Origin of the sequence: Thauera sp., from assembly GCF_034003485.1 — a bacterium.
Classification (GTDB): domain Bacteria; phylum Pseudomonadota; class Gammaproteobacteria; order Burkholderiales; family Rhodocyclaceae; genus Thauera.
The window spans coordinates 22,784-40,328 of the sequence record NZ_JAVEYL010000021.1; the positions used below are offsets into that span (position 1 = coordinate 22,784).

The window sequence follows — 17,545 nt, forward strand, 5'->3', positions numbered from 1 at the left end:
GTGTATCATCATGAATCGCTTATCAAACAGGGGCTGACATGGCAACCGTCGAACTTACCGCCGACAATTTCAACGACACCATCGGGCAGAACCCGATCGTTTTCCTCGATTTCTGGGCGGCGTGGTGCGGCCCTTGCCGTAACTTTGCCCCGACCTACGAGGCCGCGTCCGAAGCCCACCCCGACATCGTCTTCGCCAAGATCGACACCGAGGCCCAGCAGGACCTCGCCGCCGCCTTCCAGATCCGCTCCATCCCCACGATCGCGGTGATTCGCGAAGGCGTGATGGTGTTCCGCGAATCCGGCGCGCTACCGGCGAACGCGCTGAATCAGGTCATCGATGGCGTGCGCGGTCTGGACATGGATCAGGTGCGCGCCGAGATCGCCGAGCAGCAGGCTCAGGGCGGCCAGCAACAAGCCTGAGCAGTCGCCACGCTCCTTGGCGGCGGACGACAAAAAAGGCGCTGACGACCGGAAATCCGATCGTCAGCGCCTTTTTTGTGCTTGCCTGCGGCGACGCTCAGCGTCGCTGCGTGGCTTCGCTGGCCGGTGCCGCGGTCAGCATGTCGTCGTGCTCCTGCATCTTCCACGGCAGGCTGCCCGGCGAGATGTGCAGGAAGTGCAGGTACTTCTCGAACTGGTCGAGGATGTCGTCGATGATCTGCTGGCCCTCGTAGCCGTAGATGTCGTACGACTGTCCGCCGCGACGCAGGAAGACCTCGGCGCGGTAGTAGTGCTTGGGGTTGTCCTCGGCGATCTCGGGGAAGGCGTACTCCGGCATCGCATACTCGACCATGCGGATATCGTAGATGAAGTCGATCTGGCCTTCCTTCACCACCTCGATGAAGGCGCGTCCCGAATCGGCGTCGAGCACCACCTCCGAGGTCCAGCCCTGCGCGCCGAGTTCGCGCTGCACGTGCTTCATGCTGTCGGCGACCGGGCCGCGGATGAAGGCGTCGACCTGCGCGTGCGCCGGAAAGCGCACCAGCTCTTCCAGGCGCTTCTTCCAGGTGCCCGCGCCGGTGCGGCTGCGCGCCATGTGCGACTGCAACGACACCTCGCGGTGGCCCTCGATGATCAGCGCCCGCCACATGCCGAAGGCGGCGATGAGCATGATGATCGCGAACGGCAGCGCGCTGGCGATGGTCATGGTCTGCAGCGCCTTGAGACCGCCGGCGAGTAGCAACACCGAGGCGACCACGCCTTCGGTGATGGCCCAGAAGGCGCGCTGCCAGGCCGGCGTCTTCGCCGCGCCGCCCGAGGCGAGCGCGTCGATGACGAGCGAGCCCGAGTCGGACGAGGTGACGAAGAAGGTCACGATCAGGATCACCGTCATGAAGGACACGATCGAGGTCAGCGGCAGGCGCTCGAAGAGCTTGAACAGGGCGAGTGCGTGATCCGCCTGCACCTCGTCGATGAGCGCGCTGTAGCCCTCGACCATGATCAGGTGCAGCGCGGTGTCGCCGAAGATCGAGAACCACAGGAAGGTGAATATCGACGGCACCAGCAGCACGCCGAACACGAACTGGCGGATGGTGCGCCCGCGCGAGATCTTGGCGATGAAGAGGCCCACGAACGGCGCCCAGGCGATGGTCCAGCCGAAGATGAACAGCGTCCAGTTGCCGATCCAGTCTCCGCGTGAGTAGGCCTGCAGGTTGAAGGTGCGCTCGACGATGTTGTTGAGGTAGGCACCGGTGTTCTGCAGGAAGGTCTCGAGGATCATGATGGTGGGGCCGACCGCGAACACGAACAGCATCAGCGCGACCGCCAGCACCATGTTGAGGATGGACAGGTTCTTGACCCCCTTGTCCAGACCAGCGAGCACCGAGATCAGCGCCAGCGCGGTGATCACCGCGATCGCGATCACCTGCACCGTGGTGCCGACCGGGATCGACGGCCACAGGTAGTTGAGGCCGGCGTTGATCTGGGTGACCGACAGGCCGAGCGTGGTGGCGATGCCGAACAGGGTGCCGAGGATGGCGATGACGTCCACCGTGTGACCGATCGGGCCATAGATGCGCTCGCCGATCAGCGGGTACAGCGCCGAGCGCATCGACAGCGGCAGGCCATGACGGAAGGCGAAGTAGGCCAGCACCAGGCCGACCAGGCCGTAGATGCCCCAGATGTGGAAGCCCTAGTGGAAGAAGGCGATCTGCATCGCCTGGCGCGCGGCGTCCACGGTCTCGGCCGCGCCCTGCGGCGGCGAGGCGTAGTGCAGCACCGGCTCGGCCACGCCGAAGAACAGCACCGCGATGCCGTAGCCGGCCGAGAACAGCATCGCGAACCAGGCCGGGAAGCTGTACTGCGGAGTGGCGTGATCGGGGCCGAGCTTGATGTTGCCCCAGCGCGAGAAGCCGATGGCGACGACGAAGACGAGGAAGATCACCACCGACAACATGTAGAACCAGCCGAAGGTCCTGGTGATCCAGGCCAGCGTGGACGAGAAGATCTCGCCGGCGAGGGTGGGGTTGCTGATGGTGCCGACCACCAGCAGGAAGGTGACGATGACCGCCGGCGCGAACACCGGGATCCGGATGGTGGAGGAGGATTTTCTGTTTGTGTCAGGCGTCGGGTCTCCAGGGGGGGAGGTGGGAGCGGACCATTTGCGTGCACGCAGAGGTGTGTAAAATAATTTGTGCAAATGGAAAGGTGTGAATTGTAGCACGCTGATATATCAGCCCATTTTGCCCGCCCGCTCCCGGATCGCCTGCATCGCCGGATGCGACAGTCGGCGCTCGGTGGTGATTGCGTAGACCTCGCTGCTGACCTCCGCAATCTCGCCGACCGCCTCCAGGCCGTACTGGTGGCACACGGTGTCGGCGATCGTGGTCGGTGCAACGAACGCGCCCGTGCCGCTCTGGGCGAAGGCCTTCATCAGTGCGCTGTCGTCGAATTCGGCGACGATCGACGGGCGCACGCGCTGCGTCTCGAACCACTGCAGCAGCGCGCCACGGTGGGCGACGTCCTCGCCCGGCAGCAGGAAGGGCGCGCCGTCGAGCGTTGCCGGAAAGCCATCGGCCAGGCGTGCGGCGAGCGCGGGCGCCGCGAACACCGTCAGCGTGCTCTCGCCGAGCAGCGTGCTGTAGCCACGCACGCTGACCTCGGGCGGCATCGGCCGGTCGGCGATCACCAGGTCGAGCCGGTGCACCGCCAGCTCGGCCAGCAACTCGGCGAGCGGTGCCTCGCGGCACACCAGGCGACCGGGGCGTTCCACATGCAGTGCGGGCTCGATCAGGCGGTGGATGACGGATTTGGGCATCGAATCGGGGAAACCGATGCGAAACGGCAGGCTACGGCGCAGCGTGTCGTCGCGCACCAGGTCCAAGATCTGGTCGCCGAGCGCGAAGATCTGCTCCGCATGGCCGAGGATGCGCTCGCCCGCCTCGGTGAGCACCAGCCGGCGCCCGACGCGGCGGAACAGGCTGACGCCGAGCGCGGCCTCGAAGGTCGCGATCTGGGCGCTGATCGAATGCGGCGCCAGATCCAGCACGCGGCCGGCCTCGGCGATCGTGCCCACCCGCGCCACCGTCCAGAAGTAGCGCAGGTGCTTGAAGTTCAGTTCGGTCACGTTTCAGGCTCCGGCGTTCCATCGAAAAAATAGATTATATAGCGACTAATAATCGACTTTTTGTGCGATTACTTCTCCTTTAGGCTGCAACTGTCTGCAGTGGCACCGGGGTCTACCCACCCGGCCGACCCGACCCCTGCAGCCATCCCGACACAACAAGGAGACCGCACCATGCGCCACTACGAAACCGACAGCCGCCCGGCCGCCACCCGCCTGCTCGCCCTCACCGTGCTTGCCGACGGCGGCCTTGACCGCAACGAGATCGACGCCCTGATGGAAGCCGACCTCGCTCGCCGCCTGGGGCTCGGCAGCGCGGAGTTCGAGCGCATCCTGCGCGAGTACTGCGACGACCTGCTCCTGAGCGCGCACTACCTCGACGGCATGCGCCTGAAAGTGGCCGACGAGGTGCTCGACCTGCTGCTCGAGGACATCGCCGATCCGGCGCTGCAGCGCGCCCTGCTGCACACGATGCAGGACATCGTCAGCGCGGACGGCGTGGAGACCACGGCCGAGGTCGAGGTGCTCGCGCGGGCGCTGCAGAAGTGGGGCGCGCGCGTCGCCGCAAGCGGTCTGAACTGATCGCGATCGCCGCGCCGGGCGCCAACGCCCGGCGCGGCGAAGCGTGCGGCGCAATGCCGGCACCCTGGAGGAGGACATGGACACCCCGAAGATGGCGCGCCCGCCGGAGCACGACAACCACCTTGGCGAGCGTGTCGACGATCCGCTGATCGACCGCCTGCACTGGGTCATCCGCCAGGCGATCCGCGTGCTCGCGGTGCTGATGGTGGCGGTGATCCTGTGGACGGTGGCCGACGTCGTCCTCGTGCTCTACGAGAAGCTGTCCGCCCCGCCCTTCCTGCTCCTCGACCTCAACGACATCTTCGTCGTCTTCGCCGCCTTTCTGGCGGTGCTGATCGCGATCGAGATCTTCGTCAACATCACGCTCTACCTGCGCGACGACGTCATCCACGTCAAACTGGTGATCGCGACCGCGCTGATGGCGATCGCGCGCAAGGTCATCGTGCTCGACCTGACCACGCTGGAGCCGATGTACCTGTTCGCGATCGGCGTGATCGTGCTCGCGCTGGGCGTGACCTACTGGCTGGTGTCGGCGCGACCGGCTGAGTGAGGGGCCGCTCCGGATCAACGCCATTGACGCCAGCATCTGGTCGCCTCGGGCTGCATTGCGCGGGGATCCTCTGCTGCGGATATCGCCTCGCCACGGCACGGAAGCTGTCAGAATTCAGCCCCTTCCGTCCTCTCTTGCGTCTGCCCGTCGTGATCGTTCGTCCCCGCCCGCACTGGATTCACCTGCTCTTTGTCCGCCGCGGCTCGTTGTTGCGGCGCATCTTGCCGCAGCAGCTTTTCGTGCTGCTACTGGCGTGCGCGGTGGTGGTCGCGCACGGTCAGCTCTTCCACATCAAGGTCACGCTGACCTCGGCGCCGTTCTCGTTGATGGGGGTCGCCCTGGCGATCTTCCTGGGTTTTCGCATCAACGCCAGCTACGACCGTTACTGGGAGGCGCGCAAGTTCTGGGGGGTGGTGCTGGTCGAGGCGCGTAATCTCTCGCGGCATGCGCTGACGCTGACCAACGACGACGTCGATGTACGACCCTTCGTTTTGGGGTTGATCGCCTTCGCGACCACGATGCGCAACCAGTTGCGCGGCCGCCCGCGTGATGAAGGGCTCCACGGGCTGCTGCCTGAAGAGGTGCTTGCGCGCGTGCGGACCGCGCGCTTCGCACCCGCACTGGTGCTGCTTTGGCTCGGTCAATGGATACGCGGCGTGCGCGATGCAGGCCGTCTGTCGCCGATGCTGGCCCAGCACATGGAGCGCTCGGTCGACGAGCTGTCGGCCGCGCTGGGCGGTTGCGAGCGCATCGCCAACACGCCGCTGCCCTTCACCTACTCGGTGATCCTGCATCGCAGCTCATACTCGTACTGCATGCTGCTGCCCTTCGGTCTGGTGGATACGACCGGCTGGATGACGCCGCTGGTGGTGGGGTTCGTGTCCTACACCTTCTTTGCGCTGGAAGCGCTCAGCGACGAGATCGAGGAGCCCTTCGGCACGATGGCGAACGACCTGGCGCTCGATGCCATCGTCGCCGCCATCGACGCGAGCCTACGTGAACTGCTGGGTGAGGTGCCGCCGCCTGCCCCGCAGCCGGATGCCGACTTCGTGCTCAACTGAGCATGCGGTGGGCGCCGCGACGCGCCTCACTCGAACAGCACGCCCACGCTCTGCCCGCTGTGGATGCGCTCGATCGCGGCCGCGAACAGCGGCGCGACGTTGAGCACGGTGAGCTTGTCGAGGCGCTTGTCGGCGGGCAGGCTCACCGTGTTGGTGACCACGATCGAGTCGATTGCCGCATCGCGCAGGCGCTCGATCGCAGGCCCGCACAGCACGCCGTGGGTGGCGGCGGCATGCACGCTGCGCGCCCCGGCGGCCTTGAGCGTCGCCACCGACGACACCAGCGTGCCTGCGGTGGCGATCTCGTCCTCGAAGATCACCACGTCGCGCCCGACGACCTCGCCGACTACGTGCCCCTGCTTGACCGCCGTGTCCGAGACCCGGCGCTTGTCGATGATCGCCATCGGGATGCCGAGCTTCTCCGAGAAGCGCCCGGTGCGCTTGGCACCGCCGGCGTCGGTGGCGACCGCGACCATGTTCGACAGGTCGTAGCGGTTGCGGAAGTGCTCGGCGACCATCGACACCGCGGTCAGGTGATCGACAGGCACGCTGAAGAAGCCATGCACCTGGTCGGCGTGCAGGTCCATGGTCAGCACCCGGTTGGCGCCGGCGGTCTGCAGCAGGTCGGCGATCAGGCGGCCGGTGATCGAGATGCGCGGCGCGTCCTTCTTGTCCGAGCGCGCGTAGGAGTAATAGGGGATCACCGCGGTGATGCGCTGCGCCGAGGCGCTGCGCAGCGCATCGAGCGTGATCATCAGTTCCATGATGTGCTCGCTTACCGGCTCGGTGAAGGACTGCACCACGAAGACGTCGCGCTCGCGCACGTTCTCCTGGATCTGCACGCGCAGGTTGTCGTTGGAAAAGCGCGAGATCTCGAGCTGCCCGAGGCGCAGGCCAAGGCGCTGGGCGATGTCGCCCGCGATATCACGGCTGGCGTTGCAGGCGAAGATCTGTAGGCCGTGCTTGATCATCGGTCGAAAACTCCTGTGGTGGATTGAGCAGCCGCGGCCGCGCTTGGAAAGCGGGCTTGATGTCACCGACGCGTTGGCCGCAGGCGCAATGCTACGGGAAGACGGCGCGCGAAAGGCGCATCGGGGGCTTGCGGACGGTCGATTTTTGCCACATCGTTGCCCAAAACAAGGCGGCTGGAAAAAGCTCCGGTGCAAGCGTCCGAACCGCCCGGACGCGTGCTCTGACTCGAGGCGCTCATGATTGCGCATGGCTCGCCGTTCGGCCGTCTGCAGGGGGATTTTTTCGGCGGGCTCACCGCGGGGGTCGTCGCCCTGCCGCTGGCGCTCGCCTTCGGCGTGGCTTCCGGCGCGGGGGCTGCGGCCGGGCTGTACGGCGCGATCGTACTCGGCCTCGTCGCCGCGCTGCTCGGCGGCACGCGCATGCAGATCTCCGGGCCGACCGGGCCGATGACGGTGGTTTTCGCCTCCGCGTTCTCCGTGGTGGGTGGCGACCTGGCGGTGGCGATGGCCGCGGTGATGATCGGCGGGCTGGTACAGATCGGGCTTGGCCTGCTGCGCGCGGGCGTGCTGGTGCGCTTCATCCCCTATCCGGTGGTGTCGGGCTTCATGAGCGGCATCGGCGTCATCATCATCCTGCTGCAGAGCGCGCCGCTCGTCGGTGCGCCGCCGCCGTCCTCGCCGCTGGCCGCGGTGATCGGCCTGCCCGGCGTGCTGGCGCAGGTCAACGGCGAGGCGTTGCTGCTCGGCTTCCTCACCCTGCTGATCGTGTTCCGCACACCGATGGCAGTGAGCCGGATCGTGCCGGCGCCGCTGGTGGCGCTGGTCGCCATGACCGCGCTCGCGGTCGTCGCCGGCTTCTCGGTGCCGGTGATCGGTGATATCCCGAGCGGGCTGCCCGGCCTGGTGCTGCCCGCATTCACGCTCGAAACCTGGACCACCGTGCTGCTGCTCGGCATCACGCTCGGCCTGCTCGGCAGCATCGACAGCCTGCTGACCTCGCTGGTCGCCGACTCGATCACCCGCACCCGTCATCATTCCAACCGCGAACTCATCGGCCAGGGCGTCGGCAACCTGCTGTGCGCCTTCGTCGGCGGACTGCCGGGGGCGGGCGCGACCATGCGCACGGTGATCAACATCAAGTCGGGCGGGCGTGGGCGGACGTTGGGCGTGGTGCATGCATTGTTCCTGCTCGCGCTGCTGCTCGGGCTGGGGCCGCTGGCCGAGCGCATCCCGCTCGCGGTGCTGGCCGGCATCCTGATCAAGGTCGGCGTGGACATCCTCGACTACCGCATGCTGCGCCTGGTACATACCGCACCGCGCGCCGACGTTGCGGTGATGGGGGCCGTGTTCGTGCTCACCGTGCTGGTGGACCTGATCGTGGCGGTGGGCGCCGGGGTGGTGCTGTCGATGATGCTGATCATCCACCGCCTCGCGCGCCAGGCAAGCTTTCGCGTGCGCCCGCTGCATCGGGACCCGGCGGACGACGGCGGGCGCCTCGATGCGGACCTGGAGAGCGGCATCCGCGTCATCGAGATCGACGGCGCCTTCTTCTTCGGTTCGGCGAGCCAGTTGCTCGACCGCGTGGATCAGGTGATCGGCACCCGGGTGGCGGTGTTCGATTGCAGCCGGGTGCCGTTCATGGACCTGTCGGCGCAGTTTGCGCTCGAGGAGATGATCGAGCGCCTCAAGGCGCAATCGATCGCTGCCCTCGTCGTGGTGCCGCCGACCATCTTCGAGCAGTTGCTGCGCCTGCGCGCGCCGCACCTGCCCGCGGGCCTCCTGCGCGATGATCTGGAGGCGGCGCTGGCCGAGGCGCGCGGCCTGGTGGCGCAGCCCGGGTAGCGCAGGAAGGGGCGGCAAAAAGGGGGCGGCGAGAAGGGGGGCGCTCAAGGGCGAGCGCAAGGAGGTCGAGCAAGGCCTGGCTCGAGAGGTGCCCCCGGGGCTTGGCGGCCTGCACCGGCGGGCGCATGCTGCGGTCCGGTATGGCAGGTGTGCGGGAGGGCGGCGGTGTCGGGGATCTTCATCAGCCACAGCAGTCGCGACCGGCAGGCGGCCGAGGAGATGGCCGCGCGCCTGCGCGCCCAGGGCTACCAGTCGCTGTTTCTCGACTTCGACCCCGCCGACGGCATCCCCGCCGGGCGCGACTGGGAGCGCGAGATCTACGCCCGGCTGCGCAGTTGCAGCGGCGTGGTGGTGCTGTGCAGCGCGCACTCGATGGCTTCCGACTGGTGCTTTGCCGAGATCACCCACGCGCGTGCGCTCGGCAAGCACCTGTTCCCGGTGCTGATCGGCGAATGCACCCTGCGCCCGCTGCTGGTCGACACCCAGGTGGTCGATCTGCGCGCCGACGCGGAGGACGGCTACGCCCGGCTCTGGCGCGGCATGCGCGGCGCCGGGCTGGACCCGGCCGACAGTTTCGCGTGGGAGCGCGGGCGCGCGCCCTATCCCGGCCTCGCGCCCTTCCAGGCCGCCGATGCGGCGGTGTATTTCGGCCGCGAGCAGGAGCAGCGCCGATGCCTCGACACCCTGGCGCAGATGCGCCGCTACGGCGGCGAGCGCCTGCTGGTGGTGGTCGGCGCCTCGGGTAGCGGCAAGTCCTCGCTGGTGCGCGCCGGCGTGCTGCCGCGTATTGCGCGCATGCCCGACTGGCGCGTGCTCGCCCCGATGCGACCCTTGCGCCAACCCGACGAGGAACTCGCGCACCTACTGCTGCCGAGCCAACCCGCGCCTGCAGACACGCCGGCGGCGCTCGGCGCGGCGCTCGCGTCGGCCTTCGCCGCCGAGCCGGGGCGGCCGGCGGTGCTGCTCGTCGTCGACCAGCTCGAGGAGCTCGTCACCACCAGCGCACCCGAGGCCGCGGCGCGCTTCGTGCAGGCCTTGCGCGCGGCGCTGGCTCCCGAGGCCGGCGAGCTCTACTGCCTGGCGACCCTGCGCGCGGATTACGTCGGCGCGCTGCAGGCGCATCCGGCGTGGGGCGCGCTGCCCTTCCGCCAGCAGCCGCTGGCGCCGATGAGCGCCAGTCACTTCGCCGAGATCATCACCGCTCCGGCGCGCGTCGCCGGGCTCGAACTCGAGGATGGCCTGGTCGAGGCGGTCGCGCACGACACCGGCAGCCCCGACGCGCTGCCGCTGCTCGCGTTCACGCTGAACCGGCTGTGGCGCGACTTCGGCGACGACCGTCGCCTCACCCTCGACGAGTACCGCGCGCGCTTCGGCGGCCTGGAGGGTGCGATCCGCCACGAGGCCGAGGCGGTGCTCGGCGCGCTGGCCCCGGCGCCCGAGGTGCTCGCGGCGCTGCGCCAGGCCTTCCGCCAACTGGTGCGCGTCGAGCCCGAGGGCGGTTACACGCGGCGCGCGGCGCGTTGGCAGGATCTGCCCGCGGCCGCGCACCCGCTGCTCGAGGCCCTGGTCGCCGCCCGCCTGCTGGTGTCCGGCCAGGAGGAGGGCGGCGCCCGCATGCTGGAAGTGGCCCACGAGGCCTTGTTCCGGGCCTGGGACCAGCTACGCCGCTGGCTCGACGAGGACCGCGTGTTCCTGCTCTGGCGCCAGCACGCACTGGCCGCGGCCGAGGCCTGGCAGCGCGCGCCGGCCGACACCGGCCTGCTGCTGCGTGGCGGCCCGCTCGCCGAGGCGCGGCGCTGGCAGGCCGAGCGCGCCGACGAACTCGGCGAGACGCTGCGCGCCTACACCGACGCCAGTGCCGCGGCCGAGCGTCGTGCGCGCCTGCGCCGCCTGGGCGCACGTGGCGGCCTGGCCGTGCTGGTGCTCGCCTCGGCCGCGCTCGGCGCCGGCTTCTGGCAACAGCAGCGCGAGGCCGCCCGGCAACGCATCGACAGTTACTGGAGCGGAGCGCTGGCCGCGCGCGATGCCGGCGACGACGCGCTGCGCGCTGCCCACTACCTCGCGCGTGCGGCCGACCTTGGCGGTCACGGTCCGGCGCGCGACAACGCCCTGATCGCGATCGGCATGCTCGCCGGCGGTGTCGCTTTGGCGGGCGAGATCACCCTGCCGGGCGCGCCGGACGGCGTGCGCCTGTGGACGGGTGCGGAAGGTGGGGCGCACGTGCCAGATGACGTGGATGGGCGAGACGCACGCGACGCACGGGATGGCGTGGACGGGCGTAGGGGGGAGCTCCCGAGCGTGCTGCTGGCCTGGCGCGGCCGCGAGGCGATCGTGTACGACCTGGCCGATGGCCGCCAGCGTGCGCGCTTCGAGCACCCCGATGCGGTGGCGGACGGGCTCGTCCTCGCCGGCGGGGCGGTGGTCACCCGTGACGCCGGCGGTGGCGTGTGGCTGTGGGGCAAGGGGGCGCCGCCGCGCGCGCTGGCACAGGGCGGAGTGGCGCGGATTGCCGGCGCCCGCGACGGGCGTCGGCTCGTCGGCTGGGGCGACGACGGTGTGCGCCGGTGGGATCTGCCCGAAGGCGCGCCTGGCGGGCATCTGCTCGCGGGCCGCGCGCTCGCTGGCGCGGCCTTCGTCGATGGTGGCGGGCTGCTGGCCTGGAGCGCCGCCGGCCAGTTCTGGCGCGCGGACGCGGCGGGCGCGACCGTGACCTGGGAGACCGCCTGCGCGCCGCGCGGGGTGGAGGTCGCCGCCGACGGGCGCAGCGCGATCAGCTTCTGCGACACGGCATTGATTCGCCACGACCCGGCCGTGGGCCGGGTGACCGCGCGCTGGAACTCGCCCGAGCTGATCGACGGCGTGCGCTTCGATGCCGAAGCCGGCGTGGTGGTGTCGTGGAGCGCTGGCCGCGGCCGGCTGCGGGTGTGGCAGGCGGCCGATGGCGCGGCGCGCATCGAGCGCCCGCTCGATCGTGAGGGCAGCCTGTCGCGGGTGCTGCTGCTGGCGGGCGCAAGGCGGCTCGTCACTGCCGGCGCCGATGGGTGGCTCGAGACCTGGAACCTGGAGCATGGCGAGCTGGCCGCGCGCGGCCGCCATCACCTCGCCGACGCCCCGGTGCTGGCCGCGGCCAGTGCCGATGGCACCCGCGTGCTGGCCTGGAGCCAGGCGACGGGGGCGCGGCTGTGGGACGCCGGCACGCTGACGCCGCTGAGCCTGCCACTGCAGCACCCCGGCCGTGTCGTGGGCGCGGCCCTCGACGAGGCGGGCGGCGCGATCCTCACCTGGGCGGACAACGGCAGCGTGCGGCTGTGGCGGCGGCAGCCGGCGCTCGAGCTCACCGCGCCGGCGGCGCCGGGTGCGGACGCGGCCCTGCCGCGTGCGCAGGCGCCGGACGCCACGTTGAAGGCGCGGCTCGACGCGCTCGGCCTGCACGGTTACGAACTGCTCGACACGCAGGGCGAATACGCCTTGCTCGGTGCGGGCCCGCTGGTCCGCCGTCTCGGTCCCGGCGACCGCCTGTCGCCACCGCTCGCGCTCGATGAGGGCGCGCGCGGCGGTGCCCTGCTCGACGGCGAGCGCGTCGTGCTGTGGGGCGCCAGCAGCGTACGCCTGTGGGACGCGGTCGGCGGCCGGCCCCTCAGCGCCCTGCTGCGTTCGGACGTGCTGTTTCCCGAGCGCGGGACGATCGACGACGGCCTGCTCACCGCGGATGCCCTGCAGGCGCGGCGCTGGCGCTGGCCGCTGGCCGAAACCGGCGCCGCCGGCGTGGCGGCCTGGCTCGCGCTCGGCAACGCGACGACGATGGACGAGCACGGCGCGATCCGTGCCCTCCCGCGCGCGGAGTGGTGCGAGTTCATGCACACGGAGCAACGCGCGGCGAGCGGCTGCGAGCACTGACGGGCGCCCCGACGGTGCCGTCTGCTGACGGCCTAGTGGCTGGCGGCGCTGTGGGCACGCCCCACAAAGACTGCGCTCACAGCCTTACTGCGTTCGCCCATGCGGGGCGTGGCAGGCTGGCGCCCACCTGAACGGCTTGGGGCGTGTGCTTCACTGCACCAGCACGACCGACTCCGACCACGCCCCGACCCAGTCGCCGCCGTCGTCCCACACGCGCACCTGAAGCTGGTGGCGGCCGGCCGACAGTTGCGCCTGTTCGTCGCGGCCGTCCCAGCGCTGCGTGGGCGCGCTCTCGACGCGGTGCTCGCGCTGCACCGGGCCGATGCGCTGGCCGCGCACGTAGCGTTTGCGCACACCGTCCGGGCTCTGCGTGACCTGCATGAACTCGACCGCGGCGTGGTCGAAGTCGGAGCGTGAATGGAAGGCGTAGCCGGCGGTCTCCCCGCGCGCCGGGCGCATCAGGCCGGGATCGAATTCGAGCCGGTCGACCGCCACCGAGCCCACCGCGCGCGGGCCGATGCCCAGGCCGAGGACGCTGAAGCCGTCGATGGTCTCGCGGCCGGTGTCGAGGTCGGCCGCGGTGAGCGCGATCACCGCGGGCTTGAGGCGGTCGCCGAGGAAGGGCGGCAGATCGAAGCGCAGCACGTGGCGACCGGGACCGAACTTGTCGAGCCGGTAGGTGACGGTCTCGGCGCCCGGGATCGCGATCCGCAGCAGAACGCGCCCGGGGCGCTGCTGGGCGTAATCGACCACCACCGGCCAGCCGCCGCGCACCAGGCCGCGCACGCCGAAGGCGCTGCCGTTGTACTGCGGGGCGAGCTGCGGACCGTCGCGCAGCAGGGCACGGGTGGCCGCGTCGTCGTCACGCTGCTCGGTCTTCTCTTCGGAGAGTGCCTTGCCGATCGCGAACAGTGCCGTCGCGCCGACGAGGATCGCCGGAATCAGCCAGTTGCTACCGCCACCGGAGCGGCGCTCGTCACCCTCGCCGCCGTTGGGCGGGGCGGGCGGTCCATCCCTCGTCCCCGCGGCGGGGCTCGGGGTGGGCGTTGGAGCGGGCACCGCGCCAGGCTGCGCGCTGATTTGCCCGGAAGGGTTCTGCTCGATGCCCTGCGCGCTCGCCGCGGGCGGCAGCCCGGCCAGCGCGAGACCGAGGACGAGACACAGGCTGCGGCGTGCGATCGTGTGTTTCATCGGAGACTCCTTGCGCAGGCGGCGCAGGCGCTCAGGCGGACTGGCCGCTGAAATCGAAGCTGTCGTCGCCCGGCGTGCGGCAGGCCACGCCTTCCATGACCTCGCGCCGGCCGTCGACGTACACCACCTGGTCGAAACGGCGGCACTCCTTGCCGGCGTCGGCGTAGAAGTCCGAGGTGGGTGTCACCGCGAAGTCGCGCCCGGTGTCGTCGTTGTGCCAGCTCACCGTCTGCCCGCTCGGCGCCGCATCGATGGTTTCGGCGAGGCGCTTCTTGTCGGCGTCGTCCATGTACTGGCCGATCATGCGCCCCACCACGCCGCCAACCAGCGCGCCGATTGCGGCGCCGCCGGCGCTGTCCTTGCCGAGCTTGTAGCCGGCGATGCCACCGAGGATGCCGCCGATCGCGGTGCCCCAGTCGCGCTTCTGCATGTTCTCGCAGCCGGTCGCCGAAACCAGCACCAGGGCGGCGGCAAGGGCCGCGGCCAGTGGGCGCACGGCAGGAATTCCGAGCATGGCGATCACCTCCGGAGGAAGAGGAGAGCGGACCTGCGCCGCCCGGGGCGCGGCGGCGGCAGGGCGAAGGCTCAGATTCATTCTAGGCCAGCGTGGGCGTCCTGCTTGCCCGCGTGGCTGAGCGGGCGGTTCAGCCCGGGTAGCGCAGGAAGGGGCGGCGCGTGTCGAGCCAGGCGGCCTCGTCCGCACAGGCGAGCGCATCTAGGTCGGCGGGCGTCGCATTCGCGTCATCCACCCATTCGCGCAGCAGCGGCGAGCCGTTGATCAGGTCGATCGCCAGGCGGTCGTGCTCGTACTCGTAGGCAAAGTCACGCCACAGCGGGTAGTCCGGCTGCAGCCGGCGGAGGGCCTTGAAGGCGAGCGCCTGCACTCGCCAGGGGCGAAATGTCGTGTGCTCGTAGTGCGCCGGGTCCTCGACGTGGATCTGTACCCCGTTGCACAGCTTGCCGGCGTGCTTGTGGAAGGTGGGTTCGAACCAGCACTCGCGCAGCACGCAGCCGGCGAGCCAGTCGGGCGCCAGCGCGCGCATCTCGGCGACGAGCGCGCGCGCGTCGAGGTCGGGGGCGCCGAAGAGCTCCAGCGGTCGGGTGGTGCCGCGGCCTTCGGACAGCGTGGTGCCCTCCAGCATCACGGTGCCGGCGTAGGCGCGCGCCATCCACAGGTTGGGCGCGTTGGGGCTGGGGTTGATCCAGCTGCGCTCGCCCAGCGGCCAGCCGAAGCCGGGGGCGGCGTCGGGCTGCCAGCCTTCCATGTCGATCACGCGCCAGTCGACGTCGAGCTTCAGGGTGGCGACGAACCAGGCGGCGAGTTCGCCCATGGTCATGCCGTGGCGCATCGGCAGCGCGCCGGCACCGACGAAGCTCTCCCAGCCTTCGCGCAGCAGCGTGCCTTCGACCGGACGGCCGGCGGGGTTGGGGCGGTCGAGCACCCACACCGACTTGCCGTGCTTCGCTGCTTCTTCGAGCACGTAGCGCAGCGTGGTGATGAAGGTGTAGATCCGGCAGCCGAGGTCCTGCAGGTCGACCAGCAACACGTCGAAGGTGTCCATCATCGCCGCGGTGGGGCGGCGCACCTCGCCGTACAGGCTGAACACCGGAATGCCGAGCAGCGGGTCGGTGTAGTCGGGCGACTCCACCATGTTGTCCTGCTTGTCGCCGCGCAGGCCATGCTGCGGGCCGAAGGCCGCCGACAGGGTGAGCTCGGGCAGCGCGGCGAGCGCGTCGAGCGAGTGGGTGAGCGCGCGCGTCACCGAGGCCGGGTGGGCGAGCAGGGCGACGCGGCGGCCAGCGAGCGGGCGGCGCAGCGCGGGTTCGGCGAGCAGGCGGTCGAGGCCGAAACGGACGGGGTTCGCCATGCGCTCAGTTCGCCCTGTGCGTTGCGGTGGCCAGGGTCAGCACGAAGGTGTCGCGGGCGTGAAAGTCGGGCTGGGCGGAGACGTGACGCAGCGTCCAGTACTCGAACTGGCCGTCCTTGCGCTCGATGACTGCGGCCAGGTTCACCTGCAGGTCGCTGCCAGCCGGCACCGTCGGCAGCAGCTCGGGCGGGAGGTAGGCCTCGAGCACCAGCGTGCCGTCTTCCTGCGTGCAGGTGATCTCCGGTGCCGCGGCGGGGGCGAAATCCTGGTCACGCTCGCGCCAGGCGCGAAAGGCGTACACCGCCCACTGCCCGGAGGGCGAGAAGTTGTACTCGCGGTACTGCGGCTCGCCGGGCACGCCGAGGAAGACCTCGAAGCAGGTGTGCTGCCACAGCCCGTCCACCGGCCTGGATCGCTGCGCTTCGGGGATCGACGCGGGGATGGCGAGCTTGCCGAGGCGGGTGTCCTCGAGGTGGAACTCGAACACCGCACCGCCTTCGGGCGGCGCAAACATGGTCGCCAGCAGACGGCCGACCGGGCCGGCAGCGGGGGTGCCGGCATCGGGGCTGGTGGGGTGAGGGCGCAGACCGACGGTGATGAGGGGGACGCGCGGGCGTTCGGGGCGGGGCGAGGTCACGATGGGCGGGGTTGATCAGTGTGGTGAAGGGTAGTCCACCGGCGCCTGGGCGCCTGTCGATGCGGGCGGATGAAAGCCGCAATGGTAGCCGCTTCGGGCGTCGGCACCCAAGGACAGGCGGCACGCCTTGGCGAGTTGCGCTGGGGCTGCCGCAAGGGATTTCCCCGCTTGAGCGCCTGCGCCCGCCGCCGCACACTGCCACGCCATGCGCTCATCTCCCCTCGCCGTCATCGTCATCGCCCAGCTCTTCGGCACCTCGCTGTGGTTCTCCGCCAACAGCGCGGGCGACGACCTGATGCGCGCGTGGGCGCTGCAGGCGGCCGACATCGGGCGGCTGACGATCGCGGTGCAGCTCGGCTTCATCCTCGGCACGCTCGGGTTTTCGCTCAGCGGCCTGGCCGACCGTTTTGCGGCGAGCCGGATCTTCGCCGTGTGTGCGGTGCTCGGTGCCGTGGCCAACGCCGGATTTGCGCTGCTCGCGCACGGCCTGGGCGAAGGCCTGGCCTGGCGCTTCGTGGTCGGGCTGGCGCTCGCCGGGGTGTACCCGCTGGGCATGAAGCTGGTGGTGAGCTGGGTGCCGCAGCATGCGGGCGCGGCGCTCGCCTGGCTGGTCGGCATGCTCACCCTGGGCACCGCGCTGCCCCACGGGGTGCGCGCGCTCGACGTCGGCTGGGGCTGGCAGGCGACCCTGCTGGTGTCCTCGGTGCTGGCGCTGCTGGCGGCGGTGATGATCTTCGTGCTCGGCGACGGGCCGCATCTCGCCCGCCGCGCCGGCGCGCCGCGGCTGCGCCTGGGAGAAGGCCTGTATGCGCTGCGCGATCCGCGCTTCCGGGCCTCGGCCTTCGGTTACTTCGGCCACCAGTGGGAGCTGTACGCGTTCTGGACGCTGGTGCCGCTGCTGGTGACGGCCGCACGCGGGGCCGAGGCGGGCTCGTCCGCCGGGCCGGCGTTCGCGGTGATCGGGATCGGCGCCGCCGGCTGTGTGCTCGGCGGTGTGCTCAGCCGGCGCATCGGCAGCGCGCGGGTCGCGGCGCTCGCGCTGGCGGTGTCGGCGCTGTGCTGTGCGATCTACCCCTTCGCCGCCGGCTGGCCGCCGCTGCTGCTCGCCGCTTTGATGCTGGTGTGGGGCGCGAGCGTGGTCGCCGATTCGCCGCATTTCTCGGCCCTGTCCGCGCGCGCCTGCGCGCCGGAGAGCGTGGGCAGCGCGCTCGCCTTCCAGAACGCGATCGGGTTCGCGATCACGATGGCGTCGATCGAACTCACCACCCGCCTGTGGCCCCTGATCGGTGACCGCGTGGCGTGGGTGCTGCTGCCCGGGCCGGTGCTGGGGCTGATTGCGCTGCGGCCGCTCTATCGGTCTTCGTGAGGGCTCTTTCCGCCGG

13 protein-coding genes and 1 pseudogene are annotated in these 17,545 nt (G+C 70.4%); 7 read left to right on the forward strand and 7 right to left on the reverse strand.

Features of this window, described 5'->3' with window-relative positions:
- Nucleotides 1–38 precede the first annotated feature (38 nt).
- Entirely contained in the window at nt 39–422 is a 384-nt protein-coding gene (trxA, locus tag RBT54_RS12740) for a thioredoxin (RefSeq protein ID WP_320367447.1), read from the forward strand.
- Nucleotides 423–519: 97 nt separating this feature from the next.
- On the opposite strand, the pseudogene RBT54_RS12745 reads toward trxA, so the two are convergent.
- Nucleotides 520–2,664 (reverse strand): annotated as a pseudogene (locus RBT54_RS12745) (BCCT family transporter).
- Between the two features lie 9 nt (nt 2,665–2,673).
- The gene (locus RBT54_RS12750) at nt 2,674–3,567 is read right to left on the reverse strand and encodes a LysR family transcriptional regulator (RefSeq protein WP_320367448.1); all 894 of its coding nucleotides are present in this window, start codon (nt 3,565–3,567) and stop codon (nt 2,674–2,676) included.
- 171 nt (nt 3,568–3,738) lie between these two features.
- Here RBT54_RS12750 and RBT54_RS12755 point away from each other — a divergent pair, with 171 nt between their 5' ends.
- The 3 genes from RBT54_RS12755 to RBT54_RS12765 all read left to right on the forward strand — a co-directional run bounded on the left by RBT54_RS12755 (nt 3,739) and on the right by RBT54_RS12765 (nt 5,757).
- On the forward strand, nt 3,739–4,146 hold the full coding sequence (locus tag RBT54_RS12755) for a TerB family tellurite resistance protein (protein ID WP_320367449.1): 408 nt from the start codon (nt 3,739–3,741) through the stop codon (nt 4,144–4,146).
- Nucleotides 4,147–4,222: 76 nt separating this feature from the next.
- A complete protein-coding gene (locus tag RBT54_RS12760) occupies nt 4,223–4,696 on the forward strand; it encodes a phosphate-starvation-inducible PsiE family protein (protein ID WP_320367450.1) in 474 nt (157 codons plus the stop codon).
- 149 nt (nt 4,697–4,845) lie between these two features.
- A complete protein-coding gene (locus RBT54_RS12765) occupies nt 4,846–5,757 on the forward strand; it encodes a bestrophin family protein (protein WP_320367451.1) in 912 nt (303 codons plus the stop codon).
- Nucleotides 5,758–5,783: 26 nt separating this feature from the next.
- Here the strand turns inward: RBT54_RS12765 and RBT54_RS12770 are convergent, their stop codons facing one another.
- Complete coding sequence (locus RBT54_RS12770; protein ID WP_320367452.1) at nt 5,784–6,728, reverse strand: ribose-phosphate pyrophosphokinase; 945 nt, start codon at nt 6,726–6,728, stop codon at nt 5,784–5,786.
- 237 nt (nt 6,729–6,965) lie between these two features.
- Here RBT54_RS12770 and RBT54_RS12775 point away from each other — a divergent pair, with 237 nt between their 5' ends.
- Nucleotides 6,966–8,570, forward strand: a complete 1,605-nt coding sequence (locus RBT54_RS12775; protein ID WP_320367453.1) for a SulP family inorganic anion transporter — start codon at nt 6,966–6,968, stop codon at nt 8,568–8,570.
- A gap of 165 nt (nt 8,571–8,735) precedes the next feature.
- Nucleotides 8,736–12,467, forward strand: a complete 3,732-nt coding sequence (locus tag RBT54_RS12780) for a TIR domain-containing protein (RefSeq protein ID WP_320367454.1) — start codon at nt 8,736–8,738, stop codon at nt 12,465–12,467.
- Nucleotides 12,468–12,617: 150 nt separating this feature from the next.
- Here the strand turns inward: RBT54_RS12780 and RBT54_RS12785 are convergent, their stop codons facing one another.
- The 4 genes from RBT54_RS12785 to RBT54_RS12800 all read right to left on the reverse strand — a co-directional run bounded on the left by RBT54_RS12785 (nt 12,618) and on the right by RBT54_RS12800 (nt 16,163).
- A complete protein-coding gene (locus RBT54_RS12785) occupies nt 12,618–13,658 on the reverse strand; it encodes a hypothetical protein (RefSeq protein WP_320367455.1) in 1,041 nt (346 codons plus the stop codon).
- Between the two features lie 31 nt (nt 13,659–13,689).
- Nucleotides 13,690–14,172: a glycine zipper domain-containing protein gene (locus tag RBT54_RS12790; RefSeq protein ID WP_320367456.1), complete on the reverse strand. Its 483-nt coding sequence runs from the start codon at nt 14,170–14,172 to the stop codon at nt 13,690–13,692.
- 130 nt (nt 14,173–14,302) lie between these two features.
- On the reverse strand, nt 14,303–15,526 hold the full coding sequence (locus RBT54_RS12795; RefSeq protein WP_320367457.1) for a DUF1343 domain-containing protein: 1,224 nt from the start codon (nt 15,524–15,526) through the stop codon (nt 14,303–14,305).
- A 4-nt stretch (nt 15,527–15,530) separates the two neighbouring features.
- Nucleotides 15,531–16,163 (reverse strand): DOMON-like domain-containing protein, encoded by a 633-nt coding sequence (locus RBT54_RS12800; protein WP_320367458.1) that lies wholly within the window; start codon nt 16,161–16,163, stop codon nt 15,531–15,533.
- Between the two features lie 205 nt (nt 16,164–16,368).
- On the opposite strand from RBT54_RS12800, the gene RBT54_RS12805 reads away from it, so the two are divergent.
- On the forward strand, nt 16,369–17,529 hold the full coding sequence (locus RBT54_RS12805) for an MFS transporter (protein WP_320367459.1): 1,161 nt from the start codon (nt 16,369–16,371) through the stop codon (nt 17,527–17,529).
- Nucleotides 17,530–17,545: the final 16 nt, after the last annotated feature.

What these genes read in the sequence shown, in the direction of transcription:
- trxA (WP_320367447.1), top strand. Translation starts at nt 39, where the DNA reads ATGGCAACCGTCGAACTTACCGCCGACAATTTCAACGACACCATCGGG.
- RBT54_RS12755 (WP_320367449.1), top strand. Translation starts at nt 3,739, where the DNA reads ATGCGCCACTACGAAACCGACAGCCGCCCGGCCGCCACCCGCCTGCTC.
- RBT54_RS12760 (WP_320367450.1), top strand. Translation starts at nt 4,223, where the DNA reads ATGGACACCCCGAAGATGGCGCGCCCGCCGGAGCACGACAACCACCTT.
- RBT54_RS12770 (WP_320367452.1), bottom strand. Translation starts at nt 6,728, where the DNA reads ATGATCAAGCACGGCCTACAGATCTTCGCCTGCAACGCCAGCCGTGAT.
- RBT54_RS12775 (WP_320367453.1), top strand. Translation starts at nt 6,966, where the DNA reads ATGATTGCGCATGGCTCGCCGTTCGGCCGTCTGCAGGGGGATTTTTTC.
- RBT54_RS12785 (WP_320367455.1), bottom strand. Translation starts at nt 13,658, where the DNA reads ATGAAACACACGATCGCACGCCGCAGCCTGTGTCTCGTCCTCGGTCTC.
- RBT54_RS12790 (WP_320367456.1), bottom strand. Translation starts at nt 14,172, where the DNA reads ATGCTCGGAATTCCTGCCGTGCGCCCACTGGCCGCGGCCCTTGCCGCC.
- RBT54_RS12795 (WP_320367457.1), bottom strand. Translation starts at nt 15,526, where the DNA reads ATGGCGAACCCCGTCCGTTTCGGCCTCGACCGCCTGCTCGCCGAACCC.
- RBT54_RS12805 (WP_320367459.1), top strand. Translation starts at nt 16,369, where the DNA reads ATGCGCTCATCTCCCCTCGCCGTCATCGTCATCGCCCAGCTCTTCGGC.